24 protein-coding genes are annotated in these 24597 nt (G+C 71.7%); 16 read left to right on the top strand and 8 right to left on the bottom strand.

Translation table 11 applies throughout. From position 1 onward, the window contains the following. Positions 1-30: 30 nt before the first annotated feature. Positions 31-1200 (top strand): 5-(carboxyamino)imidazole ribonucleotide synthase, encoded by a 1170-nt coding sequence (locus L2K70_RS13945; protein WP_308195822.1) that lies wholly within the window; start codon positions 31-33, stop codon positions 1198-1200. A 3-nt stretch (positions 1201-1203) separates the two neighbouring features. Then, complete coding sequence (gene purE, locus L2K70_RS13940) at positions 1204-1746, top strand: 5-(carboxyamino)imidazole ribonucleotide mutase (protein ID WP_236402782.1); 543 nt, start codon at positions 1204-1206, stop codon at positions 1744-1746. On the opposite strand, the gene arfB is transcribed toward purE, so the two are convergent. Beyond that, positions 1743-2171, bottom strand: coding sequence for an alternative ribosome rescue aminoacyl-tRNA hydrolase ArfB (gene arfB, locus L2K70_RS13935; RefSeq protein WP_236402781.1), 429 nt, complete (start codon positions 2169-2171; stop codon positions 1743-1745). The genes purE and arfB overlap by 4 nt on opposite strands. 39 nt (positions 2172-2210) lie before the next feature. Here arfB and L2K70_RS13930 point away from each other — a divergent pair, with 39 nt between their 5' ends. Beyond that, the gene (locus tag L2K70_RS13930; protein ID WP_236402780.1) at positions 2211-3209 is read left to right on the top strand and encodes a Gfo/Idh/MocA family protein; all 999 of its coding nucleotides are present in this window, start codon (positions 2211-2213) and stop codon (positions 3207-3209) included. 11 nt (positions 3210-3220) lie between these two features. Here the strand turns inward: L2K70_RS13930 and L2K70_RS13925 are convergent, their stop codons facing one another. Next, positions 3221-3667 carry a CoA-binding protein gene (locus tag L2K70_RS13925; protein ID WP_236402779.1) on the bottom strand — a complete coding sequence of 149 codons (447 nt, stop codon included), beginning with the start codon at positions 3665-3667 and terminating at the stop codon, positions 3221-3223. A gap of 54 nt (positions 3668-3721) precedes the next feature. On the opposite strand from L2K70_RS13925, the gene L2K70_RS13920 reads away from it, so the two are divergent. The 3 genes from L2K70_RS13920 to L2K70_RS13910 are packed head-to-tail and all read left to right on the top strand — an operon-like array spanning position 3722 to position 6526. Then, positions 3722-4894 (top strand): acyl-CoA dehydrogenase family protein, encoded by a 1173-nt coding sequence (locus tag L2K70_RS13920; protein WP_236402778.1) that lies wholly within the window; start codon positions 3722-3724, stop codon positions 4892-4894. 22 nt (positions 4895-4916) lie between these two features. Then, positions 4917-5660 carry a dienelactone hydrolase family protein gene (locus L2K70_RS13915; RefSeq protein WP_236402777.1) on the top strand — a complete coding sequence of 248 codons (744 nt, stop codon included), beginning with the start codon at positions 4917-4919 and terminating at the stop codon, positions 5658-5660. A gap of 23 nt (positions 5661-5683) precedes the next feature. Next, on the top strand, positions 5684-6526 hold the full coding sequence (locus tag L2K70_RS13910; RefSeq protein WP_236402776.1) for a DUF8832 domain-containing protein: 843 nt from the start codon (positions 5684-5686) through the stop codon (positions 6524-6526). On the opposite strand, the gene L2K70_RS13905 is transcribed toward L2K70_RS13910, so the two are convergent. From L2K70_RS13905 to L2K70_RS13880, 6 genes are all read right to left on the bottom strand, one after another. After that, complete coding sequence (locus L2K70_RS13905; RefSeq protein WP_236402775.1) at positions 6495-8186, bottom strand: copper resistance CopC/CopD family protein; 1692 nt, start codon at positions 8184-8186, stop codon at positions 6495-6497. The genes L2K70_RS13910 and L2K70_RS13905 overlap by 32 nt on opposite strands. Further along, positions 8183-8938, bottom strand: coding sequence for a YcnI family copper-binding membrane protein (locus L2K70_RS13900; protein ID WP_236402774.1), 756 nt, complete (start codon positions 8936-8938; stop codon positions 8183-8185). Before L2K70_RS13900 ends, L2K70_RS13905 begins: the two co-directional genes overlap by 4 nt. A gap of 86 nt (positions 8939-9024) precedes the next feature. Beyond that, positions 9025-9579 carry a hypothetical protein gene (locus L2K70_RS13895; RefSeq protein ID WP_236402773.1) on the bottom strand — a complete coding sequence of 185 codons (555 nt, stop codon included), beginning with the start codon at positions 9577-9579 and terminating at the stop codon, positions 9025-9027. Positions 9580-9653: 74 nt separating this feature from the next. Next, the gene (locus tag L2K70_RS13890; protein WP_236402772.1) at positions 9654-10082 is read right to left on the bottom strand and encodes a DUF1707 SHOCT-like domain-containing protein; all 429 of its coding nucleotides are present in this window, start codon (positions 10080-10082) and stop codon (positions 9654-9656) included. Next, entirely contained in the window at positions 10079-10720 is a 642-nt protein-coding gene (locus tag L2K70_RS13885) for a PadR family transcriptional regulator (protein WP_236402771.1), read from the bottom strand. Before L2K70_RS13885 ends, L2K70_RS13890 begins: the two co-directional genes overlap by 4 nt. A 109-nt stretch (positions 10721-10829) precedes the next feature. Continuing rightward, complete coding sequence (locus L2K70_RS13880; protein ID WP_236402770.1) at positions 10830-12050, bottom strand: LCP family protein; 1221 nt, start codon at positions 12048-12050, stop codon at positions 10830-10832. Positions 12051-12074: 24 nt separating this feature from the next. Here L2K70_RS13880 and L2K70_RS13875 point away from each other — a divergent pair, with 24 nt between their 5' ends. The 10 genes from L2K70_RS13875 (at position 12075) to L2K70_RS13830 (ending at position 24585) form a co-directional block, all read left to right on the top strand. Continuing rightward, positions 12075-12572 (top strand): acyl-CoA thioesterase, encoded by a 498-nt coding sequence (locus L2K70_RS13875; protein ID WP_236402769.1) that lies wholly within the window; start codon positions 12075-12077, stop codon positions 12570-12572. 7 nt (positions 12573-12579) lie between these two features. Beyond that, complete coding sequence (locus L2K70_RS13870; protein ID WP_236402768.1) at positions 12580-13191, top strand: GNAT family N-acetyltransferase; 612 nt, start codon at positions 12580-12582, stop codon at positions 13189-13191. Between the two features lie 90 nt (positions 13192-13281). Continuing rightward, positions 13282-14817 carry an LCP family protein gene (locus tag L2K70_RS13865; protein ID WP_236402767.1) on the top strand — a complete coding sequence of 512 codons (1536 nt, stop codon included), beginning with the start codon at positions 13282-13284 and terminating at the stop codon, positions 14815-14817. A 22-nt stretch (positions 14818-14839) separates the two neighbouring features. Further along, positions 14840-15769, top strand: a complete 930-nt coding sequence (locus L2K70_RS13860) for a glycosyltransferase family 2 protein (RefSeq protein ID WP_236402766.1) — start codon at positions 14840-14842, stop codon at positions 15767-15769. After that, the gene (locus L2K70_RS13855) at positions 15766-16671 is read left to right on the top strand and encodes a glycosyltransferase family 2 protein (RefSeq protein WP_236402765.1); all 906 of its coding nucleotides are present in this window, start codon (positions 15766-15768) and stop codon (positions 16669-16671) included. Before L2K70_RS13860 ends, L2K70_RS13855 begins: the two co-directional genes overlap by 4 nt. Positions 16672-16719: 48 nt before the next feature. Further along, positions 16720-17925 carry a UDP-galactopyranose mutase gene (gene glf / locus L2K70_RS13850; RefSeq protein ID WP_236402764.1) on the top strand — a complete coding sequence of 402 codons (1206 nt, stop codon included), beginning with the start codon at positions 16720-16722 and terminating at the stop codon, positions 17923-17925. Beyond that, complete coding sequence (locus tag L2K70_RS13845) at positions 17922-19973, top strand: glycosyltransferase (RefSeq protein WP_236402763.1); 2052 nt, start codon at positions 17922-17924, stop codon at positions 19971-19973. The genes glf and L2K70_RS13845 overlap by 4 nt, the downstream gene beginning before the upstream one ends. Then, positions 19970-20941 carry an ABC transporter permease gene (locus L2K70_RS13840; RefSeq protein WP_236402762.1) on the top strand — a complete coding sequence of 324 codons (972 nt, stop codon included), beginning with the start codon at positions 19970-19972 and terminating at the stop codon, positions 20939-20941. The genes L2K70_RS13845 and L2K70_RS13840 overlap by 4 nt, the downstream gene beginning before the upstream one ends. After that, on the top strand, positions 20941-21729 hold the full coding sequence (locus L2K70_RS13835; RefSeq protein WP_236402761.1) for an ABC transporter ATP-binding protein: 789 nt from the start codon (positions 20941-20943) through the stop codon (positions 21727-21729). The genes L2K70_RS13840 and L2K70_RS13835 overlap by 1 nt, the downstream gene beginning before the upstream one ends. Before the next feature lie 141 nt (positions 21730-21870). Further along, complete coding sequence (locus tag L2K70_RS13830) at positions 21871-24585, top strand: FG-GAP-like repeat-containing protein (RefSeq protein ID WP_236402760.1); 2715 nt, start codon at positions 21871-21873, stop codon at positions 24583-24585. Positions 24586-24597: the final 12 nt, after the last annotated feature.

The raw sequence follows: 24597 nt of genomic DNA, 5'->3' as shown, positions 1-24597 counted from the left end.
CTCCGCTCCCGCCTTCTATAGGCTCCGGTCGTGTCCTCGACCGGTTCGCACCGCGCACCCACGCTCGCCGTCATCGGGGGCGGGCAGCTCGCCCGGATGATGGCCCAGCCCGCGATCGCGCTCGGCCTCCCGCTCCGCCTGCTCGCCGAGGCCGAGGGCGTCTCCGCCGCCCAGGTCATCCCCGACCAGCTCGTCGGCGACTACACGGACCTCCCCACGCTGCGGAGGGTCACGGACGGCGCCGCGGTCGTCACCTTCGACCACGAGCACGTCCCGACCGACCACCTCCACGCGCTCGAGCGGGACGGTGTCGCCGTACGGCCCGGGCCGGACGCGCTGGTCCACGCGCAGGACAAGGCCGTCATGCGACGCCGGCTCGCCGAGCTCGACGTGCCCTGCCCGCGCAACGCCGTGGTGACCACGACCGAGGAGGTCGCCGACTTCGGGCTGCCGTGCGTCCTCAAGACCACGCGTGGCGGCTACGACGGCAAGGGCGTCTGGGTCGTGCGCGAGCTGGACGAGAGCCGTGCGGCGTTCGACGCCGCCGCGGCGGCCGGTGTCGAGGTGCTCGCCGAGGAGCTCGTCGACTTCCGTCGCGAGCTGTCGGCGCTGGTCGCACGCTCGCCGAGCGGCCAGGCCGCGGCGTACCCGGTCGTCGCCTCCACCCAGCTCGACGGCATCTGCCACGAGGTCGTCGCCCCCGCGCCGGACCTCTCGCCCGCCCTCGCCGGTCAGGCGCAGGAGATCGCCCTGCGCATCGCCGGTGCGCTCGACGTCACGGGCATCCTCGCCGTCGAGCTCTTCGAGACGACCGACGGCCGGATCCTGGTCAACGAGCTGGCGATGCGTCCCCACAACACCGGCCACTGGTCCCAGGACGGCGCCGTGACGTCCCAGTTCGAGAATCACCTGCGCGCCGTCATGGACCTCCCGCTGGGTTCGCCGGCCCCGCGTGAGCGCTGGACCGTGATGGTCAACATCCTCGGCGGCCCCACCGACACCGGCCGGCTCTACGACGGCCTGCCGCACGCGATGGCGCGCGACCCCCAGCTGCGGGTGCACTTCTACGGCAAGGACCTCCGCCCCGGCCGGAAGGTCGGCCACGTCAACGCCTACGGCGACGACCTCGAGGACTGCCTCGAGCGCGCCCGGCACGCCGCCGCGTGGTTCCGCGGCGACCTCGGCAACGAGAGTGAGTGAGAGATGACTGACGGCGACACCATGGACCAGGCAGTGAAGGTCGGCATCGTGATGGGCTCGGACTCCGACTGGCCCGTCATGCAGGCCGCCGGCGAGGTGCTCACCGAGCTCGGCGTCGGCTGGGAGGCCGACGTCGTCTCCGCGCACCGGATGCCCACCGAGATGATCGCGTGGGGTCAGGCGGCGCACACCCGCGGCCTCTCGGTGGTGATCGCCGGTGCCGGGGGAGCCGCCCACCTCCCCGGGATGCTGGCGAGCGTCACGCCACTGCCGGTGATCGGCGTCCCGGTGCCGCTGAAGTACCTCGACGGCATGGACTCGCTGCTCTCCATCGTCCAGATGCCCGGCGGGATCCCGGTGGCCACCGTCGCGATCGGCAACGCGAAGAACGCGGGCATCCTCGCCGCGCGGATCCTGGGCACGAGCGATCCCGAGCTCCAGCAGCGGCTGGTCGACTACCAGGCCGGCCTCGCCGAGACTGCCCACGCCAAGGGCGACGTCGTACGGCAGGCGGCGAGGGGCGGTAGCCGCCGGGTCGGCTTCTAGTCCCGCACCCGCCCGCGCAGCGCCTTGGTCTGCGCACGCTCCTTCTTCGCCCGCAGCCGCCGCTCCTTCGACCCGCGGGTCGGTCGGGTGGCCCGCCGCGGCGGTGGCGGAGGAGCCAGGGCCTCGCGCAGCAGCTCGGCGAGCCGCTCGCGCGCGGCCACCCGGTTGCGGTGCTGCGATCGGTGCTCCGACGCCGCGATCGTGATGCTCCCGGACGGCCAGCGCCCCAGTGCCCGGCGCCGCTGGGTGTCGGTGAGCACGGTCGACGCCGCGACGTCGTACTCGAGCTCGACGCGGGAGTCGGTGGTGTTGACCGACTGACCGCCGGGGCCGGGTGACTTCGAGAACCGCTCGACCAGCTCGGCGGCGGGCACGACCAGGCCGTCGGGGAGGCCGGGGCCGGCCGGGACGTGGAGGTCGCGCACCTGCCCATCCAACCCGATCCGGGGTCCTAGGGTGACGCCATGACCACTCGCTGGGGCATCGCCGCGACCGGCGGCATCGCCGCGACCTTCGCCCAGGACCTCGCCCACGTGCCGGGCGCCGAGCTCGCGTTCGTCGGCAGCAGGTCGGCCGACTCCGCCGCCGACTTCGCCGACCGGTTCGGCGCACCGGGCTCGGGGACGCACGCCGAGCTGCTCGCCGCCGGCCGCGACGGTGAGGTCGACGTCATCTACATCGCCACGCCCCACCCCCAGCACCACGACCTCGCGCTCGCCGCGATCGAGGGCGGCACCCCTGTGCTCGTGGAGAAGGCCTTCACCGCCACCCTCGCCGGTGCGCAGGAGGTGGTCGACGCGGCGCGGTCCGCGCAGGTGTTCTGCATGGAGGCCATGTGGACGCGCTTCCAGCCGTCGACGGCCCTCGTGCGCGAGCTCGTCGCGGCGGGGGACATCGGCGACGTGCTGCTCGTGCAGGCCAACTTCTGCGCCGAGCGCGACTACGACCCGACCCACCGGCTCTTCGACCTCACGCTCGGCGGCGGCTCGGTCCTCGACCTCGGTGTCTACCCGATCTCGTTCGCCCAGCACCTGCTCGGCCGACCCGACGGCGTCACGGTCACCGGGACGACGTACGACAACGGGGCGGACGCGTCGGCCGCCTTCCACCTGTCCTACGACGACGGGCGGGCGGCCTCACTGGTCAGCGCGCTCACCGCCGAGCTCCCGGGGCGGGCGACCGTCGTCGGCACGAAGGGCTCCATCGAGCTCGAGCCGCCGTTCCACCACGCCAGCCGGGTCGTCGTACGGCGTCACGGGCAGGAGGCCGAGGTCGTCGAGCGTCCGGCGACCGGGCGCGGCTACGCCCACCAGGCGATCGAGGTACAGGACTGCCTCGCGGCCGGTCTCACCGAGAGCGCCGTCATGCCGCTGTCGGACACGCTCGACGTGCAGTGGGTGCTGGAGGAGTCGCTGCGCCAGCTCGGCGTCGAGATGGCCGAGGGCCGCGTCGACCTGGGCTGAGCCCGGACGGGTCAGCGCTTGCGCCACTCGATGGCCGGGCACGTGTCCATGACCATCGGCACGCCGGCGGCCAGCGTGCGGGCGAAGGCGTCCTCGTCGATGACGCCGAGCTGGAACCACACGCCGCCCGCGCCGATCTCGACGGCCTGGTCGGCGAACGCGCCGGCCGACTCCGAGCGGCGGAAGACGTCGACGACGTCGATGGGGAAGGGCACGTCGGCCAGGGCGGCGTACCCGTTCTCGCCCAGCACCTCCGGTGCGTCCGGGTCCGCGAACACCGGGTGGATCGGGACGATCCGCTTCCCCCGCTGCTGGAGCAGCGAGGCGATGGAGTACGCCGTCCGCGACGGGTCCCCCGACAGGCCGACCACCGCCCAGGTGGTCGCCTCGTCGAGCATGTGGTCGACGGTGGCGGTGTCCTGCCAGGACTGGTCGGGACGGGTCGCGGGAGTGGCCATGCCCACACCGTAGACCGCTGCTCCACAATGGTTGGACGTCCTAGAATCGGCCCCATGAGTGAGTACCCCCTCTACGCCCTCTCCGAGGAGCACCAGGCCATCCGCGAGGCGGTCCGAGCGGTCGCCGACGCCAAGATCGCGCCGTTCGCCGCCGAGGTCGACGAGGAGGGTCGCTACCCCCGCGAGGCCGCGGAGGCGCTGCTCGCCTCGGACTTCCACGCCCCGCACGTGCCGGAGGAGTACGGCGGTGCCGGCGCCGACGCGCTCGCCACCGTGCTGGTCATCGAGGAGGTCGCCCGCGCGTGCGTCTCGTCCTCGCTCATCCCGGCGGTCAACAAGCTCGGCTCGCTGCCGGTGCAGATCGCGGGCTCCGAGGAGCTCAAGCAGAAGTACCTCGGTGCGCTCGCCCGTGGTGAGGGCGGCTTCTCCTACTGCCTCTCCGAGCCCGACGCCGGCTCCGACGCCGGCGGCATGAAGACCCGCGCCGTCCGCGACGGCGACGAGTGGGTGCTCGACGGCGTCAAGCGCTGGATCACCAACGCGGGGGAGTCGGAGTTCTACACCGTCATGGCGGTCACCGACCCCGAGAAGAAGACCCGCGGCGGCATCTCCGCCTTCGTTGTCGAGAAGTCCGACGAGGGCGTGAGCTTCGGTGCTCCCGAGAAGAAGCTCGGCATCAAGGGCTCGCCGACCCGCGAGGTCTACCTCGACAAGGTCCGCATCCCCGCCGACCGGATGATCGGCGAGGAGGGCAGCGGCTTCACCACCGCGATGAAGACCCTCGACCACACCCGGATCACGATCGCCGCCCAGGCCGTCGGCGTCGCGCAGGGCGCTCTCGACTACGCGCTCGACTACGCCAAGGAGCGGCAGCAGTTCGGGAAGTCGATCGCCGACTTCCAGGGCCTGCAGTTCCTCCTCGCCGACATGGGCATGAAGGTCGAGGCGGCCCGCCAGATGACGTACGCCGCCGCGGGCAGGTCCGAGCGTGGCGACGACGACCTCACCTTCTTCGGCGCGGCCGCGAAGTGCTTCGCCTCCGACGTCGCGATGGAGGTCACCGTCAACGCGGTCCAGGTGCTCGGCGGCTACGGCTACACGCGCGACTACCCGGTCGAGCGGATGATGCGCGACGCCAAGATCACCCAGATCTACGAGGGCACCAACCAGGTCCAGCGGATCGTGATGGCACGTCAGCTCCTTGCCGGGGTGCAGTCGCAGCTGTGACCCCCGGGGCTAGCCTCGGGGCGTGCCGACCCTCACCCTGTCCCTGCCCGACGGCGACGCCGAGGCCTACGTCGCGATCGCACCCGGTGGCGGTCCTGCGCCCGGGGTCCTCTTCATCGTGGACGCGATCGGCCTGCGGCCGCAGATCGAGCAGATGGCCGACCGCATCGCGTCGTGGGGCTACACCGTGCTCGTCCCGCACGTGTTCTACCGGGAGGGGACCGCGGCCGAGCTCGCGCCGAGCGGTGACCTGCGCGAGCCGGAGGCCCGCGAGGCGTTCATGGGTACGGCGATGGGCCGGGTCAAGGCGCTGACGCCCGACCTGCTCGCCCGCGACCTCCCGGCCTACCTGGCCGCGCTCCGCGGGCTGCCGGAGGTGACCGGTCACCGGGTGGGCGTCACCGGCTACTGCATGGGCGCGCGGATCGCCGTACGGGCTGCGGGGCTCGACACCGGCGTCGCGGCCGTCGGCGGCTGGCACGGCGGCGGGCTGGTCACCGACGAGCCGGAAAGCCCGCACCTCGCGCTCGCGACCGCGCGGGCGTCGTTCGCCTTCGGGCACGCCGACAACGACCGCTCGATGCCTCCGGAGGCGGTCGCCGCGCTGGGCGAGGCGCTCGAGGCCGCGGGGCTCGAGGCGGTCAACGAGGTCTTCCCCGGACCGCACGGCTACAGCATGGCCGACACGTCGTCCTACGACGCGGAGTCGGCCGAGCGGCACTTCGAGAGCCTGCAGCGCCTGCTGGTCTCGACGCTCGGCCGCTGAGCACGGCCCGGCATACTGGGGCCGTGACTCCTCCCGCGCGCCTGGCCGCCGGTGCCGTGCTCGTGCTGGCGACCGCCGGGTGCAGCGCGGACTCCGGGCAGGTCGCGGCGGGCCACTCGCACGCGGGCGGCGTGATGGTGTCGATGGCCGTCGGTGACGGTACGACGTCCTCGGAGGTGGGCTACTCCCTCGACGGCCTGCAGGTGCGCCAGGACCCCGCCGGCACCGGCGAGGTCCGGTTCCGGATCGACGACTCCCAGGGCGAGCCGGTCACCGACTACGTCGAGGAGCTGACCAAGGAGCTGCACCTCTACCTCGTCAACGACGAGCTCACCGTCTTCCGCCACCTCCACCCGACGCGGGACGACAGCGGCACGTGGACCGCACCCTTCGACGTGCCCGACGCCGGCGGCTACCGCGTGGTCACCGAGTTCGTCGCCCGCGACGAGGGCGGCAACGGCGACCACGTCGTCCTCGGTCGTCCGCTCGCCCTCCCGCCCGGCGACCCCGGCGACACCGTGGCCGGGGACCAGCTCGTCTCCGTGACGGTGACGCAGGCGCCGACCACCGGTCCCAACGGCCTGCTCAGGCTGCGCGTCCGCGACGCCGCCGGCGACCCGGTCACCCTCGGCACCTACCTCGGCGCCTACAGCCACGTCACCGGCTTCCACACCGGGACCGGCGCGATGGTGCACCTGCACCCGCTCTCCGCACCCGAGATCACCGAGGACGGGTCCGAGCTGACGTTCCACTCCGACATCGCGGAGCCCGGCGACTACCGCCTCTTCGCGCAGGTCCGCGTCGACGGCTTCCTGCACACCATCCCGGTCGAGCTCACCGTCGCACCGTCAACCTCACCGTCGTGACGGGGTTCTCGAACCGGCTCAGCTCGATGCTGACCTGCACCTCCCACGTGCCCGGGCGCGGCAGCACCACCTCGCCGCGGTAGGTGCCGGCTCCCACCGGGCGCATGGCGACGTCGCCGACGTCGAGGCCCTCGGTCCGCAGGGAGACCACCGGGTTGGCGGGCGGGTCGTAGGGCTCGCCGGACGCGTCCTGCACCTGCACCAGGAGGGTGTTGCTGCCCGTGCGTCGCGGGTCGAGGGCGGCGAGCACGCGCAGGTCGCCCGCGGTCGCCGTACCGACCCCGGTCGTGCCGGACGCGGGCGTGACCGGAGCGGGGCGGGGGGACTGGTTGACGAGGAAGCCGGTGACCCCCAGCAGGACGACCAGCAGGACCGCCTCGACGCGCACGGTCCGCGTCACGGTCGCGGCCGCGCGCTCGCGGTCGCCGAACCCGGCCGCCGCCTGCACGGCGGGGAGGGTGCGCCAGCGGTTCCAGCCGCCGATCGCGGCGACGACCAGGGCGATGCCGATCTTGGTCAGCAGCAGCCAGCCGTAGGTCGTCTCGACGAAGCCGGCCCACGACCCGAGGATCCGCCAGGACAGGAAGGCGCCGGCGGCCGCGACCACGACCAGCGCGAACGCGGCGACCGTCGAGAAGCGGGACAGGGTCCGGGCGGCCAGCAGCTCGCGCCCGGCCAGCGCCCGCAGCGAGAGCACCAGCCCGACGAGGCCGCCCAGCCAGATCGCCCCGGCAGTTACGTGGATGACGTCCCACGCGACGAGGACGGGGGCGGGGGCGAAGGCGCGCGTGTGCCCGACGAGCGAGGGCCCGATCAGCGCCAGCAGCGCGCCGGCGAGGAGGAGGGCACGGTCGTTGGCGTCGGGCGGGACCGTCCGGGCCCCCCGCACCACCATGCCGAGCCCGAGCAGCACCAGGCCCGCGTTGACCAGCTCGTTGACGACCGTGCCGGGGTCGAACGCGGACACCACGTCGGTCAGCTCGACGCCCTGGCCGTAGACGGCCGAGACCGGCACCTGCAGCACGAAACCGCCGACGCCCGCCGCGGCGGCGTACGTCACCACGCGCCGCAGCCGCTGCCGGGTCTGCGTACCCTCCCACGAGTCGGGGAGCACCTTCGCGAGGAAGATCGCGAGCCCGGCGGCCAGCAGCAGGCCGACCAGCGAGACCACCGTGACGAGGTCGCGCACGACCTCGACGACCCGCGAGGAGGTCTCGGGCTCGGGTGGTGCCGACACGCTCGCGCTGGGCGCGCCGACCGAGAACGTGAGTGCGCCCGAGATCGGGTGGCCGTCACCGGACAGGACGTTCCACGACACGACGTAGGTCCCGTCGGCGAGCCCGGCCGCGCCGGGCAGGTCCACCGAGACCTCGCTGTCGACCCCCGTGGCCGACGACTCCACCGGGTCGCCCTCGGCGTCGTAGACCGCGACCTCCTGCGAGGTCAGCCGCACCGGCTCGTTGAAGGTCAGCGTGACCGTCGCGGGCGCGCTGTCGAGGACGGCGCCCTCCTCGGGGTCGGTGCTGACGAGCTCGGCGTGGGCCGAGGCCGGCGAGACGCCGGCCAGCACGATCGCGAGCGCGACCAGCAGGGCGGCGACCAGGCCCGTTCCGCGGAGCGGGGCCCGGTCCCACCGTGCCGGTCGCGCCTGCGGCGTCACGTGGTGGAGCGGGTCCGGGCCAGGGCGAGGCCGCCTGCCACCAGGCCGAGGAGTCCCGCGCCCAGGCCGGCCCACCCAAGGGCCGACGAGTCGCTGTCCCCGGCCTCGTCCGCCTCGGCGGCCTCGGACGCGTCCGAGGTGTCGGACGCGGGCTCGGCCGAGTCGTCGGACTCCTCCGACGCCGAGGCCTCGTCGCCGTGGTGGCCCTCGCCGCTGGCCGGGAGGATCGTGAACGACGGCGCCGGGCTCTCCAGCTCGTCCTCGTCCTGTCCGGCGGTGGGGATCTGCGTCCAGGCGGTCTCGCCCTTCTCGCAGGTCTGGATCGTCGGGAAGGCGAGCACCTCGCCCTCGGCGTCGGGCACCTGGAAGGACAGCTCGAAGGTGTCGCGCTGGCCGTCGGGAAGCGGCGTGCTCGCGGTGTAGGAGATGGTCGAGGTGCGCTCGGTGATCTCGTTGCCGTGGGCGTCGGTGACCGGCTCGTCGAGCTTCTCGATGGTCGCCTCGAGGTCGTAGAACGGGTTCCGGGTGGGCGTGACGGAGAAGACCGACTCGGGCACCTGGACCTCGATCCTGGTGGTGGGGGAGCCCTCGCAGCCGTGCGGCACGCTCAGCGTGAGCACGGTGTAGGCCCCGGCCGACGCCTCGGTGACGGAGGCGCTCACGTGGGCGCTGGCGGGGGCGACGATCGAGAGGGCGATGGCCGCGGTGGCGGCAGGGACGACGGCGAGGCGCGTCAGGGTACGGCTGGACATCAGGGTTGCTCCTGGGGAGTCGTGGATGATCGTGCGGGACGTGGGGTCGCGTGTGCCCCTAGTCCCGACCGCGACGCAGCCGGGACTCAGGTGGGCTGGACCCCGCCCGGCGGACCCCTTCCCGGAGGGACCACGAGGTGCACGAGCGACGTGCCGAGCCGTACGTCGGCAGGGCGCGGTCGCAGCCGCGGCGCCACGGGAGGCGCGGCGGCGAGCAGCAGCGCGACGACGTAGAGCGCCGCGCGCCGGCCCACCCACCACAGGAACGCGGTGAGCAGGGTGACGAAGAGGTGGGCGCCGACCATCTGCCACGTCCAGCCGGCGTCGGCGGCGGGCGCCATGCCCGACATGCCGGGCTCGTGGGTGTGCTGGGCGACGAGGCCGAAGCTCTCGTGCAGCCCGAGCTGGGCGGCCGCGACGAGGGGCAGCACGGCCCACAGCGGCACCTCGCGGGTGAACAGCAGGACGCCGCCGGCGAGGACGACGGCGGCGACGAGGGTCAGCCCGGGGCCCGTCGGGACCGTTCCGCCGGCCCACGTGTGGGCGGCGAGGGCGCTGACGACGACCACGACGGTGGCGGCGACGGCGCGCGCGAGGACGTGCGGCGCACGCGTGCGCACCACCCTCGCCCCCGTCTCCACGCGGACATCGTCGCAGAAGGGCCGGCGGGCCCGGGCCGTGGTCCAGCCCGGTCCCGCCCGGGGTCCACCTCTGGCTAGCGCCGGCGGCGGTAGTCGGTCGGCCCGTGGCCGAAGCCGTGTCCTGGTGCGCAGGCGCTCGCGCCGCGGCGCGACCTGAGGAACACCAACGGGAAGACCAGCAGCCAGAACGGTGCGTGGAAGAGCACGCTGAGCAGGACGAGCACGGCGACCACCGGCAGCAGCGGGAAGCGGCGGCGCGGACCGTACGGCCGCGAGGACAGGTGCGCCGAGGGCCGGGACTGCGCCGGCGGGTAGGCCGCCTGCGGGCGGGGCAGGTCGCTGAACAGGACCGCCAGGTCGGCGCGGGTCCGCGCCGTCCAGATCGCGTCGAGGCGCTCGTCGTACTCCTCGTGGTCGAGACGCCCGTCCGCGTAGTGGCCGGCCAGGTCGGCCATCGCACGCTCGCGGTCGGCGTCGGAGATGCGCGTGCGGGGGTCGCTCATCGGTCACCACCCCGGCCGTCGGCGAGGATGCCGTAGAGCCGGCGCCGGGTGTCGACCAGGACGTCGAGCGCCGCGCGCTTCTGCTGCTCCGAGCCCTGGGTGGCGAGCTGCCAGACCGCGCTGACGACCTGGCCGATCTCGCTCTTGATGTCGGCCTGTCCCGACGGCTGGTCGCCGCTGACGGGCTCGGTCCGCGCGAACGGCGCCCACACCGAGGAGAGCTCGTCGGCGTTGGCCTCGGCCCACTCGACGCCGGCGTCGGTGAGCCGGATCGTGCGACGCCCGCGCTCGTCGTCGGACTCGACGAGGCCCTCGTCCTGCAGCTGCTGGATCGTGGGGTAGACCGAGCCGGGGGAGGGGCGCCACTCACCGTTGCTGAGCTCGGAGATCTCCTGGATCACCTGGTAGCCGTTGATCGGCTCGTCGGCACGCCGGGCGCGGTGCAGGACGTCGATGATCGCGGTGCGCACGTCGCCGCGCCGTACCTTCGGGCCGCGCTGCGGCGGCGGTGCCTGCGTGGCGCCGACGAACCCGAGGATGTCGCCGAGCCACGGCGGCGGACCGCCCGGGCGGCGTCCGTGGCGCGGGCCGTTGCGGTCGTCCTGGGGCCAGTCCGCCCCGGGCCAGTGGTGTCCCATGTCTGCTCCCTCGGCTGAGTGTGACGCGTGTGCTCGTGACCTATCGCCGGTACATCGCGATATATCGGGAGCGTACGCGCGCACCCAGGCCTGCACAAGGCCGCCGCTGCTAGCGCGCTCGGCCGGTCGGCGTGCAGGCGCGCTTGGGGACGGTCGAGTCCTCGATGATGGCGTCGAAGAGCGCCGGAGCCCGGTCCGGGTCGGCGATGATCCGGTTGGGGTCGCTCGGGGCGGGCAGGTTGGGCATCGTGCAGGTCTGGTTGTCGCCCGCCATGGCGAGCGCGAACCGGCCGAGGTCGACGGGGTTCATGCCCTCGTCGACGCGGATGGCGCCGGCGGCGGCGGAGTTGATCCGCCAGTAGCGCACCGGGTTGAGGAAGGTCCACGGCGTGAGCGCCTCGTCGCCGAGCGCGCTGATGACCTCGCGCTGGCGGGCCACGCGGTCGAGGTCGCTGAGCGCGGTCACGTGGCGCGACCGGGAGTACGCCAGCGCGGTCAGGCCGTCGACCTCCTGGCAGCCCTTCTTGATGTCGAGGCGGGCCAACGGGTCCTTCATGTCCTGCTTGGGGCAGATCTCGACGCCCCCGAAGGCGTCGACGGTGTTGATCACACTGCCGAAGCCGAGCTCGACGTAGTGGTCGATGTGGATGCCCGTCAGCGCCTCCACGGTGGCGACCAGCTTGGGCGCCCCGCCGCTGGCGAAGGCGGAGTTGATCATCTGGGTGCCGTCGCCCGGCACCTCGGTGAGGGTGTCGCGCGGGATCGACATCATCGTCCGGCCACCCGAGCCGGTGTGCAGGACGATGATCGTGTCGGTGTTGGTGCCGCCGCGCTCGCCGGTCTTCAGCACCTTGCGCTGGTCGGCGGTGAGGTCGTCGGCCTTGTCCGAGCCGACGATGAGGTAGTTGGTCCCGGGCTGGTCGTCGGGGCGCTTGCTGCCGCTGGGCTCGGCGTCCACCTTGTCGATCTGCGTCCAGTGGTAGAGCGGCACACCCAGGAGGTAGACGAGGAAGAGGATCAGCAGCAACGGGATGAACCCGAGCCGCAGGCGTGGGCGCCAGCGGCGCTTCTTCGGCTTCGGGGTGGGAGCCGGGGCGCTCGCCGCGGCCATCCGGCGGTCGGCCGGGGGCTGGCCGCCCCCGGAACGTGCCTCGCGGCGCGCAGCGGGCATCACCCGGGTCTCGTCGGGACGGTCGGACGCCGCTGCGCCCTGGGTCGGCACGCGCTGGGTCGCGTCGGAGGGCGGGGACTGCGACGTGCCTCCGTAGAGCCAGTCGTACTCCGGCGTTCCCTTCTCGGGCATCCCGGAGCCCTGCGGACGATCAGCCATGAGAGATGACGCTACCGTGCAGGAGTGAGCGAAGCCCGCACCACGTCGTACAGCCGGGTGAGCCTCGGCATCATCGCCTCGTCGACCGAGTCGAACCTGTTGGGCAACGTCCACGGCGGCGACATCATGAAGCTCGCCGACTCCACGGCCGGCGCCGTCGCCTACCGCCACAGCGGTGGTCCCGCGGTGACGGCGGCGATGGACGAGATGACCTTCCTCGAGCCGGTGCACGTCGGCGACATCATCAAGACCTACGCCCAGGTCAACTGGGCGGGCACCTCCTCGATGGAGATCGGCGTGCGGGTGGAGGCCCAGCCGTGGGGCGACGCCGCCGACGCGCCCCTGCACGTGGCGAGCGCCTACTTCGTCTTCGTCGCGATCGACGAGGACGGCCGCTCGCGCCCCGTCCCGCCGCTGCAGACCGAGACCGACGACGACGTACGACGTCAGCGCGAGGCCGAGATCCGCCGCACGCACCGGCTGGCGCGCAAGGCCGAGATCGAGCAGGGCCGGCAGGGGTGAGTGAGCGGTGACGCGCTGGCGCCACGTCCGCACCGAGCGACTGTGGCTCGACGAGCCGGCCGACGGCGACGCGGCAGCGCTGTTCACGATCCACCACGACCCCGCGTCGTGGCGGCACTTCCCGGCCGGCCGGGTCACCGACCCCGCAGCCGGTACGACGATGGTGGGCGCGAGCCGCCGCCGGTTCGACCGCGACGGCCTGGCCTACTGGTCCGTGCGTGATGCCGAGGACGGGCCCGTGATCGGTCGTGGCGGGTGCGCGCTCCCGGACGAGGCGATCGAGGCGGACGTGACCGGCCGCGGCTGGTGGAACCTCTACTACCGCCTCGACCAGCGGGTGCTGGGGCGCGGCTACGCCACCGAGATGGGACAGGCGGCCATCCGCGCGGCGCGCGAGGTGTCTCCCGAGCGACCCGTCCTCGCCTACCTCCTCGAGCACAACGTCGCCTCGCGGCGGACGGCGGAGCGCCTGGGGATGCGGCTGGCGTGGCGCGGGGCCGACGCGGGAAACGCCGACGCGGACGCCGTACGCCTGGTCTTCCTGGACCGCGAGCCCGACGACGTGCTGGTGGCGGCACTGGCGGTCGAGGGCATGGCGGCTGCCGGGCTCGTCGGCTGACCTGACGGCCACGGCGCGTCGCGCACCGATGGGACGGGTGTGACTGGTGATACTGGGCGGGCTGACTTCCCCCAGCAGAGAAAGGCCACCATGTCGACGGCCACGTCGCCCCAGGTGCGGTTCACCGCCCTCCACCGCGCCCAGCGCGTCCGGTTCCGCCGGGCGGTGACCCTCATGCTGATGACCCTCGTGCTCCCGGGATCGGCGCAGCTGGTCTCCGGAAGCCGCCGCACCGGACGCATCGCCATCCGGACCTGGGCCGTGCTGGTCGTCCTGGGCCTCGGCACGCTGGTGGCGTCGTTCTTCTGGCACGGCGTCGCGTTCTGGGCCGGCACCAACACGATGGTGCTCCAGGGCGTGCGGGTCGGCCTGATGGTCCTCGCGATCGGGTGGGCCTACCTCTTCGTCGACGCCTGGCGGCTCGGCCAGCCCCTGACCCTGCAGCGCCAGCACCGGCTGGCGATCGTCGGGGTCAACGGCCTGCTCTGCTTCAGCGTCGCGGGTGCGTTGCTCTTCGGCGCCCACGTGGTCGGCGTGCAGCGCGACTTCATGATCTCGATGTTCGGGGACGGCGCGGCCGTCGACGCCCACCACGGCCGCTACAACGTGCTGCTCATGGGTGGCGACTCCGGCGCCGGACGGTGGGGCCTGCGCCCCGACTCGATGACGGTCGCCAGCATCGACGCCGAGACCGGCAAGACCGTGCTCATCTCGCTGCCGCGCAACATGCAGAACTTCCCGTTCGCCGAGGGCTCGGTGATGGCCGAGCAGTTCCCGGACGGGTTCGACCTGGAGGGGATGTACCTCAACGGCCTCTCCACCTGGGCGCTCGACCACACCGAGCTCTTCAAGGGCTCGAAGAACCCCGGCATCGACGCGACCATCATGGGCGTCGAAGGCATCACGGGGCTGAAGATCAACTACTGGGCCATGGTCAACCTCCAGGGCTTCCGCGACCTCGTCGACGCGGTCGGCGGTGTCGAGCTCAACGTCCGCCAGCGGATCCCCGTGGGACTGCCCAGCGACTCCTTCTTCCACTACATCGACCCCGGCAAGCGCACGCTCAGCGGCATGGACACCCTGTGGTTCGCCCGCGCGCGCTACGACTCCGACGACTACTCGCGCATGGCGCGCCAGAAGTGCGTGATGAGCGCGATGCTCCAGCAGGTCAGCCCGCAGACGGCCGTCACGAACTTCCAGAAGATCGCCAAGGCCAGCTCCGCGATGGTCTCGACCGACATCCCGCGCGGCGAGGTCGACCGCTTCGTCGACCTGGCGCTCAAGGCCAAGGGCCAGAAGATCGCGACGCTCTCGCTCGTCCCGCCGATGATCAACACCGCCCACCCCGACATCGCGCTCGTCCAGAGCAAGGTCGCCGCGGCGATCGCGAAGGCGGAGGGCGCCAAGCCGCCCGCCCAGGAGACGGCCGAGGCCGCGCCCGCCACCGAGGCTCCCGCGGCGGAGGCGCCGGCCGGCGACGCGACCACGACGGCGCCCGCGCCGGCCGCGAAGCCGTCCCCGACGCCGACGCCCACCGCCCCGCAGTCGGTCACCGGTGGTTCGCTCGGCTCGCTCGCCGAGGGCTACGCCGCCAACGAGTCGGAGGACCTCGGCGCCGTCTGCTGAGGCGACACCTAGGGTGTACGCCGTGACCACCGGACCGCTGCCCCGCATCGTGGCGGTCGTGGTCACCTTCAACCGCCTCGGCCTGCTCCAGAAGCTGGTCGAGCGGCTCGGCGAGATCGAGGGCATCGCCGAGGTGCTGGTGGTCGACAACGCGTCGTCCGACGGCACGGGGGAGTGGCTCGACGCCCGCGGCCACACCGGGGAGATCCCGCTCCGCTCGCGCACGCTGAGCACCAACCGCGGCGGTGCCGGCGGCTTCCACGACGGGCTGGCCTGGGCGATCGACCGCGAGGCCGACCTGGTCTGGCTGATGGACGACGACGGGCTGCCGGACCTCGACTGCCTCGACAAGCTGCTGGAGGAGACCGACAACCTCGACTTCTGGGGGCCGCTGGTCGTCGACGAGGACGACCCGGGCCGGCTGGTCTTCCCGATCCGGCTCCCCGGCGGCACGCGCGTGGTGCATGCCGTCGACGACGTACGACGAGCGGCGAGGGCCGACCGCATCGACGGGATCGTCATCCCCTTCAACGGCGTGCTCGTCACCAAGGAGCTCGTCGACCGCATCGGCCTGCCCCGCGAGGAGTTCTTCATCTGGGGCGACGACCACGAGTACCGGCTCCGCGCCGAGGAGGCCGGCGCCCGCGTCGCCACCGTGGTGACCGCGACCGTGCGGCATCCCAGCGTCGGCAACCTCGGGACGCCGATGATGTTCGGCCGCACCACCTACAACGACTCGCCGAGCGACCTCAAGCACTACTGCATGGCGCGCAACAACCTGGTCAACCTCCGCGACTACCGCGGCCCGCTCCACGCCGCCGCCTTCGTGGTGAAGACCGCGTGGTTCTACACCTTTACCCGGCCCAGCCCGGCCCGGCTGCGGCTAAGCCTGCGCGCGATGCGGGCCGGCATCGCCGGTGACTTCGACGGGCACCGGCGGTACCTCTCATGACGCACGAGACAGTCGCGGTCGTGGTCGTCACCCACAACCGCGCCGACCTGCTCGGCGGCATGCTGGACGGCCTGGCCGCGCAGACGCGGAGGCCCGACGCCGTGGTCGTCGTCGACAACGGCAGCACCGACCACACCGCCGAGGTGCTGGCCGCGTGCACCGACCTGCCGCTCGAGGTGGTCTCGCAGGACAACGTCGGCGGGGCCGGCGGCTTCCACCGCGGCGTGCGGGCGGCGTACGACGCCGGCCACGACCGGATCTGGCTGATGGACGACGACGTCGTACCGGCTCCGGACTGCCTGGCCGCGCTGATGGCGGTCGACGAGGACTGCCTGATCGCGGTGCGCGAGGACCGCAGCGGCGCGCTGGTCGAGAAGGCCGCCACCGACTTCGACCTCCGCAACCCGCTCGCGATCCGCCCCAAGCGCGCATCCGTCGACTCGACGTACGCCGACCGGGCGTCGATGCCGGCCCTCGTCGAGGTGCAGAACGTCGCCTTCGAGGGCTTCATGGTCCGCCGCACGGTGGTCGAGGAGATCGGCTTCCCGGACCCGGCGTTCTTCATCTTCTACGACGACGTCGACTACGCCGTCCGGGCGCGGGAGGCCGGCCGCCACGTGTGGGCGGTTCGCGACGCCGTCCTGGTCCGGCAGCTCGACTTCAACCAGCAGCACGACCTGAGCGGCTGGAAGGGCTTCTACATGTACCGCAACCTCTTCGTGGTGCACCTGCGCCACGGGGAGAACCTCCTCGTCCGGCTCAAGCCGTGGCTCATCACGGCGGCGGTCGTGCTGCTCAGTCCGCTGCGCGGCGGCCGCGCGGAGGCCCGCAACGTGATCCGCGCCATGGCCTCCGCGCGGGGGATGCGCCGCCTGTCCGGTCCCGCCCGTCCTCCTCGCTAGACTCGCTCGAGCCTCTCAGGCGCTTTTCCGACCACAGGAGTTCCTCCCTTGTCCCAGGGCACCACCCACGACGCCCCGCTCCCCGACCTCGTGATCGTCGGTGCCGGACTCTTCGGCCTCACCATCGCCGAGCGCTGCGCCGAGGAGCTCGGCCTGCGCGTGCTGATCCTCGAGCGGCGCCACCACCTCGGCGGCAACGCGTACAGCGAGCGCGACCCGGAGACCAACGTCGAGGTGCACAAGTACGGCGCCCACCTCTTCCACACCTCCAACGAGCGCGTGTGGGAGTACGCCAACCGGTTCACCTCGTTCACGGACTACCGGCACCGCGTGTTCGGCAAGTACCAGGGGCAGGTCTACTCGCTCCCGATGAACCTCGCGCTCATCAACCAGTTCTTCGGCAGGTCCCACACGCCCGACGAGGCACGGGCCCTGATCGCCGAGCAGTCGAGCGAGATCGCGACCGAGGACGCCTCCAACCTGGAGGAGAAGGCCATCAGCCTGATCGGCCGGCCCCTCTACGAGGCGTTCATCAAGGGCTACACCGCCAAGCAGTGGCAGACCGACCCCCGCGAGCTGAGCGCCGACATCATCACCCGCCTGCCGGTGCGCTACACGTTCCAGAACGGCTGGTTCAGCGACACCTACGAGGGCCTGCCCACCGAGGGCTACACGGCCTGGCTGACCAAGATGGCCGACCACCCCAACATCGAGGTCCGCCTCGAGACCGACTTCTTCGAGGTCGCCGACGACTACAAGGGCAAGGTGCCGATCGTCTACACCGGTCCCGTCGACGAGTACTTCGCGAACTCCGAGGGTCGCCTGTCCTGGCGCACCGTGGACCTCGAGGAGAGCGTCGTCGACACCGACGACTTCCAGGGCACCGGCGTCGTCAACTACAACGACCAGGACGTGCCCTACACCCGCATCATCGAGTTCAAGCACTTCCACCCCGAGCGCGAGAGGACCCACCTGCCGGGCAAGAGCGTGATCGTCCACGAGTACAGCCGCTTCGCCGAGGAGGGCGACGAGCCGTACTACCCGGTGAACACCGCGGACGACCGCGCCAAGCTGCTGAAGTACCGCGAGCTCGCCAAGGCCGAGCCGATGGTCCTCTTCGGCGGCCGCCTCGGCACCTACAAGTACCTCGACATGCACATGGCCATCGGCTCCGCCCTGTCGATGTACGACAACAAGCTCAAGCCGCACTTCACCGAGGGCGCCGAGCTGACCAGCGGAGGCATCGACGCATGACCACGACCGACAACCCAGGCGCTGATCGCGTGGCCCGGCTCCTCCAGCGGCAGATCCTGCCGATCGACCGCGACACCGACGTCTTCCCGCTCTACGTCGACCTCGAGGAGGCCAAGCTCGACACCGACCGCGACGCCGTCGGTGGCGACAAGGCCGCCAAGGACCTCAACAACGCCGCGATCCGCCAGTCCACCTCGACCGGTCGCAAGCTGCACCCCGACCAGATCCGCTCGCGGACCGCGCTGCGCCTCGAGCCGTCGCAGCTGCTGTCCTTCGGCACCTACTTCAACGCGTTCCCGGCGTCCTACTGGCGCCGCCACACGATCGTCGACCAGGTGCAGCTGACCGTGTCGGTCACCGGCGCCGGCGCGACCGTCACCGTCTACAAGTCGATGGCTCGCGGCCACTCGCAGCGCGTCGACGCCGCCACCGTCGAGGGCGACTCCGGCACCTTCACGTTCTCGCTGACCCTCAAGCCGTTCGTCGACGGCGGCTGGTACTGGTACGACGTCGTCGCCGGCGACGACGGTGCCACCGTCGAGAGCGCCGAGTGGACCGCCGAGGTCCCCACCGACCGCGCCGAGCACGGCACCGTCGACCTCTGCATCACCACGATGCTGCCCGACATGAGCGCCCAGCTGCTGACCCAGCTCGGCGACGCCGAAGAGCTGAAGCCCTACCTCGACACCGTCTTCGTGATGGACCAGGGCAAGGAGAAGGTCACCGACAGCGAGTACTTCCCGGCGGCGCGCGAGGGCCTCGGCGACACGCTGCGGGTCATCGTGCAGGGCAACCTCGGCGGCTCGGGCGGCTACGCCCGCGGTCAGCTCGAGAGCGTCCGCAAGGGCACCGCGACCTACGCCATGATGATGGACGACGACGTCGTGTGCGAGCCCGAGGGCATCATCCGTGCCGTCACCTTCGGCGACCTCGCGAAGCGGCCGACGATCGTCGGCGGCCACATGTTCAACCTCTACAGCCGCTCCGAGCTGCACTCCTTCGGCGAGATCGTCCAGCCGTGGCGCTTCTGGTGGCAGACCCGCCTCGACGGCTACAGCCAGTGGGACTTCGCCGCGCGCAACCTGCGGTCGTCGCGCTGGCTGCACAAGCGTGCCGACGTCGACTTCAACGGCTGGTTCATGTGCCTGATCCCGCGCGTCGTGCTCGAGGAGGTCGGGCTCTCGCTGCCGGTCTTCATCAAGTGGGACGACTCGGAGTTCGGGCTGCGCGCCAAGGCCGCCGGCTACCCCACGGTGTCGTTCCCCGGTGCTGCTGTCTGGCACGTGCCGTGGACCGACAAGAACGACGGCCTGGACTGGCAGTCCTACTTCCACCACCGCAACCGCATCATCGCCGCGCTGCTGCACTCGCCCTACGAGCGCGGTGGCCGGATGGTGCGCGAGAGCCTCAACCACCAGGTCAAGCACCTCGCGTCGCTCCAGTACTCGACCGCCGAGCTGCGGCACCTGGCGATGGAGGACGTGCTCCGCGGCCCGCACGCCCTGCACGGCGAGCTGGCGACCAAGCTCGCCGACATCAACACCTTCCGCAAGCAGTGGTCCGACGCGCAGCTGCACACCGACCGTGACGAGCTGCCGCCGGTGCGTCGCAAGAAGCCGCCGAAGAAGGGCAAGTCCGACATCGAGATCCCGGGGCGGAAGGCCACCGCGGTCGCTGCCCTGCTCGCGCCGTTGCGGCAGCTGCGCCCGGTGCGCGACATGTCGGGGGAGTTCCCGGAGACCGAGCTGACCGCGATGGACGCCAAGTGGTGGAACCTGGTCAAGTACGACTCCGCCGTGGTCTCGATGAACGACGGCACCTCGGTCGCCCTCTACCGGCGCGACCCGGCGCACTACCGCGACCTGCTGAAGCGGACGATCGACATCCACCGCCGCTTCCACCGCGAGTGGCCCGAGCTGGCCCGCCAGTACCGCGAGGCGCTGGGAGACATCACGTCGCCCGAGGCGTGGGAGAAGACCTTCACCCCGTGGACGGGCCAGGGGGACTCCACGGGCGAGGCGGCGAGCACCCGGGACGGGAAGGCGTGAGCACGACCAGCCCGGTCAGCCCCGACCCCGGCTCGGTCGAGGTCCGGCACGACCTCGCCCACGTCCCGCTCGCGCCGCCGTCGCGCACCTCGGGGATCCTCGAGGTGTTCCGGCGCCGCTACCTCCTCCGCCTCATGGTGCGTCGCGAGATCCGCGCCCGCTACGCCGGGACCGCGTTCGGCCTGGCGTGGTCCTACATCAACCCGTTCACCCGGTTCCTGACGTTCTACTTCGTCTTCGGCCTGCTGCTCGGGCGTGGCAACGGGATGCAGAACTTCGCCATCCACCTCTTCGCGGGCATGGTGCTCGTCAACTACTTCACCGAGTCCGTCACCTCCGGCACCCGCTCGCTGCTGTCCAACCGGGGCGTCATCGGCAAGATGGCGATGCCGCGTGAGATGTTCCCGGTCGCCTCGATGCTCGTCTCGCTCTGGCACGCGATCCCGCAGCTGATCATCCTCGTCGTCGCCTGCGTGGTGACCGGCTGGGTGGGCGACGGACCGCTCTGGGTGCCGGACGCCGTGGGGATGGCCGCGTCGTTGCTCGGCTTCGTCCTGATCATGGTCTACGGCACGGCGTTCGGGTTGATGTTCTCCTGCGTCAACGTGATCTTCCGCGACTTCCAGCGCATCGTGCAGACCTTCATCAACATCGTCCCGTTCACCGTGCCGATGATGTACCCCTACTACCTGATCGCCGACGGGGAGCGGATCCCGCGGCAGTACCACGACATCTACGTCGCCAACCCGGTCGCCGAGGCCGTCATGCTGATCCAGCGGGGGTTCTGGCAGCCCACCTGCGACGGGCCGTGCGTCGTCAAGCCGGGCACGCCGCCCACCGTGCAGCCGGACTTCGTCGGTGACCTCTACAGCCGCGGCCTGATCATGCTCGTCATCGGGATCGTCCTCCTCGGCGTCGGCCAGTTCGTCTTCTCCCGGCTCGAGAAGTCAGTCCCGGAGCGCCTCTGATGACGACCTCCATCGTGGTCCAGGACGTCTCCAAGACGTTCCGCTACCAGGCCCACCCCACCCTCAAGAAGGTCCTGCAGGACAGGCTCCGCGGCGAGCACGCCAAGGGGTCGTTCAAGGCGCTCGACGGCGTGTCGTTCGAGGTGCAGCAGGGGGAGTCCATCGGCCTGATGGGCCTCAACGGCTCGGGCAAGTCCACGCTCCTCAAGCTCGTGAGCGGCGTGATGCGGCCCGACGAGGGGCAGGTGCTGGTCCGGGGCCGGATCTCCGGACTGATCGCCACGGGCGCCGGCTTCCACAACGAGCTCTCCGGGCGCGACAACATCTACATGAACGCCGCCATGCTCGGGATGACCAAGGAGGAGACCGACGCGAAGTTCGACGACATCGCCGCCTTCGCCGACGTCGGCCGCTTCATGGACACCCCGGTCGGGAACTACTCCTCCGGCATGTTCGCCCGCCTCGGCTTCTCCGTCGCCGTGCACGTCGACTGCGACATCTTCATCGCCGACGAGGTCCTGGCGGTGGGGGACCGGCCCTTCAAGCGCAAGTGCCTCAAGCGCATGAAGGAGATCCGCGAGTCCGGCATCACGATGTTCTACGTCAGCCACTCCGCCGCGTCGGTCAAGAAGATGTGCGACCGTGCGATCGTGCTCGACAAGGGGACGGTGGGCTTCGACGGCGACGTCGAGGAGGCGATCAAGTTCCTCCACTACGACGGCGACGACGACGAGCCGGACGCGGAGGACGAGGACGAGCGCGACGAAGAGCTCGCCAACGACATCTGATTTCTCAGAATGACACCGATGCAACGGCGTGTCGACTGGAAATTACAGCGTTGTAGTTACTCAGAAACCCTTCCGTGACTGATGTGACTGGTGTGAAACTCCTGCCTTGTGTGACCTTCCCCCACACAGGAGTAGATCTGCATGCGACCCCTTCAGGCCCGTCTCGTCACCCTCTGCCAGCAGGTGCTGGCCCTGGGCGTCGTGCTCGTCGTCCTCACGCCCGCCTCCGGCGTGGTCTCGCTCGACATCGTCGGTGAGCGCCCGGGCCGGCAGCCCGCGCGCAGCGGCCAGGCGGCACCCGCCGAGCTGATGTCCGCGACGGTGCCGACCAAGCCCGTCGCCCCGTCCGTCACCGAGGTGCCGCTGACCGGCGCCGGGGGCGGCTTCGCCGGGCTGCGGGGCCGTACGGTCGCCGGCGGCGCGACCAGCGCGCGGGTGACCAGCACGCCCCAGTCCGTCTCCGGCTTCGCCGCGATCGGCGTGACCTGGCAGCACGGCGAGGACCTTGACGAGGACCAGATCGCCCTGCAGGTGCGCACCCGCACCGGCGACGAGTGGAGCGACTGGGAGGCCCTCGAGTACCACGACGAGCACGGCCCCGACGCCGGCAGCGCGGAGGCCGCCAAGGCCCGCCCCGGCACCGAGCCGATGTTCGTCGGTGAGGTCGACGACGTGCAGGTGAAGGCGGCCACCGAGGGCACGTCCCTGCCCGACGACCTCTCGCTGGCCCTGGTGGACCCGGGCTCCGCGACCTCCAGCGAGGTGGAGAAGCCCGCGGACGGCGGCTCGGACGAGGCGACGTACGACGACGACTACGCGCAGCAGGGCGCGCTGGACGACGACTCGAAGGGCGGCTTCACCCTCCAGTCCGCCCGGACCGCCAAGGCCGTCGCGCAGCCGACGATCTTCTCGCGTGCCCAGTGGGGCGCCGACGAGAGCATCCGCGACAAGAGCGCCCTGCGCTACGGCACGATCAGCGGCGGCTTCGTGCACCACACGGTCAACGCCAACGACTACACCGAGGCCCAGGTGCCCGCGATCCTGCGCAGCATCTACGCCTACCACGTGAAGTCCCGCGGCTGGTCCGACATCGGCTACAACTTCCTCGTCGACCGTTTCGGCCGGATCTGGGAGGGCCGCTACGGCGGGATCGACAAGCCGGTGGTGGGCGCCCACACCCTCAACTACAACCAGTATTCCTTCGCGATGTCGGCCATCGGCAACTACGAGACCGCCCAGCCGACCGACGCGATGCTGCGCGCCTACGGACAGCTCTTCGCCTGGAAGCTCTCCATCAGCGGCGTCAACCCCGCCTCGACCTCGCAGAAGATCGGCAGCGGCACGTTCCAGGCCATCAACGGCCACCGCGACGCCGGCTCGACCGCCTGCCCGGGCAAGTACCTCTACGCCCAGCTCCCGCTCATCCGGCAGTACGCCGCCCAGGCCGCGCCGGCGACCCCGGTCGTCGTGCCGATCGCGGTGTCGGCCCCGAACCCGCAGAACAACCTCGACGCGTCGCCGTACCCGGACCTGGTCGTGCGGCGGGCGGCGGACGGGCGCGGCATGGTGATCCCGACCGGTGGCCTGACGTCCTTCCAGCAGCGCACGGTGGTGGGCAAGAAGGGCTGGAACAAGGTCGCCGAGGTCCTCGTGTCGCCCGACCTCACCGGTGACGGCATCGCCGACCTGGTCACGCTCGACAAGGCCGGCAAGGCCCGCATCCGCGCCGGGAAGGGCAACGGGAAGTTCGGCAAGACGGTCAAGACCTTGTCGCTGCGCGGCTACTCGCTGCTCACCGCCGTCGGCGACATCAACGGCGACGGCCGCAACGACCTGGTCGCCCGCTTCAAGGGACGCCTGACGACGCTGGTCGCCACCGGGCGTGGCGGCTTCGACCGCAAGGCCACCCGCAAGGGCTACGGCAACTACCTGCAGCTCATCGGGGCCGGCGACGTCAACAGCGACGGTCGCGCCGACCTGCTGGTGCGCACCAAGAAGCGACTGCTCCTGCAGACCGGCTACGGCACGGGCCGGTTCGCGCCGCCGGTGAAGGTCTCCGGCTCCTGGCGCTACAACCGCTACATCGCCGGCGACTTCAACGGCGACGGCCGCTCCGACCTTGTCGCGCGGACCTACTCGGGCACCATGATGCTGCTCCCCGGTCGCGGCGACGGCACGTACGGCGCCGCGCTCGGCCCGGCCACGAACCTGAAGTCGATGCGCCACATCACCGGCGCGCAGATGGTGGGCGGCTCGGGCGCGGACCTCGTGGGCGTCATCGGCACGCAGCTGGTGGTCGTCGCCAACCGCGACACCTTCGAGCTCGGCACGCCGGTCGACGCGGGCGTCTCCTTCGCCGGCATGGACACTCTGCTCAACGCCGGCGACGTCAACCGCGACGGCCACGGCGACGTCCTGGCCCGCAACACCTCCGGCGAGCTCTACCTCTACGCCGGCAACGGCACCGGCACCCTGGCGGCGCCGACGCTGCTCGGCGGCGGCTGGACCGGCGTCACCGGGCTCACGGCCGTCGGCGACGTCACCGGGGACGGCCTGCCCGACCTGATCGGCACGCCTCCCGGCGGGTCGCTCTCGGTCTGGCGCGGCAACGGCAGCGGCTTCGGCGCCGCCGTCCCGGTCAAGGGATCGGTCCCGTCGCCCGCCGGCCTGCCCTCCGACCTGTCGGGCTACGACTGGGTGCTCGAGGTGCAGCCGATGAAGCTCAAGGGCAAGGCCGACTACATCGTGCGTGACCGCGCGAGCGGAGCGACGTACGTCTACGGCGGTCGCAAGAAGGGCGTGTCCGCGCCGCGGCTGCTGGGCGAGGGACTGGGGGCCTTCGACCTGGCGGGCTGAGGATGAGCCGCG

The organism is Nocardioides potassii, assembly GCF_021648885.1.
In the GTDB taxonomy this organism is placed as follows: Bacteria; Actinomycetota; Actinomycetes; order Propionibacteriales; family Nocardioidaceae; genus Nocardioides; species Nocardioides potassii.
This window is presented reverse-complemented; position numbering and strand designations above follow the sequence as displayed.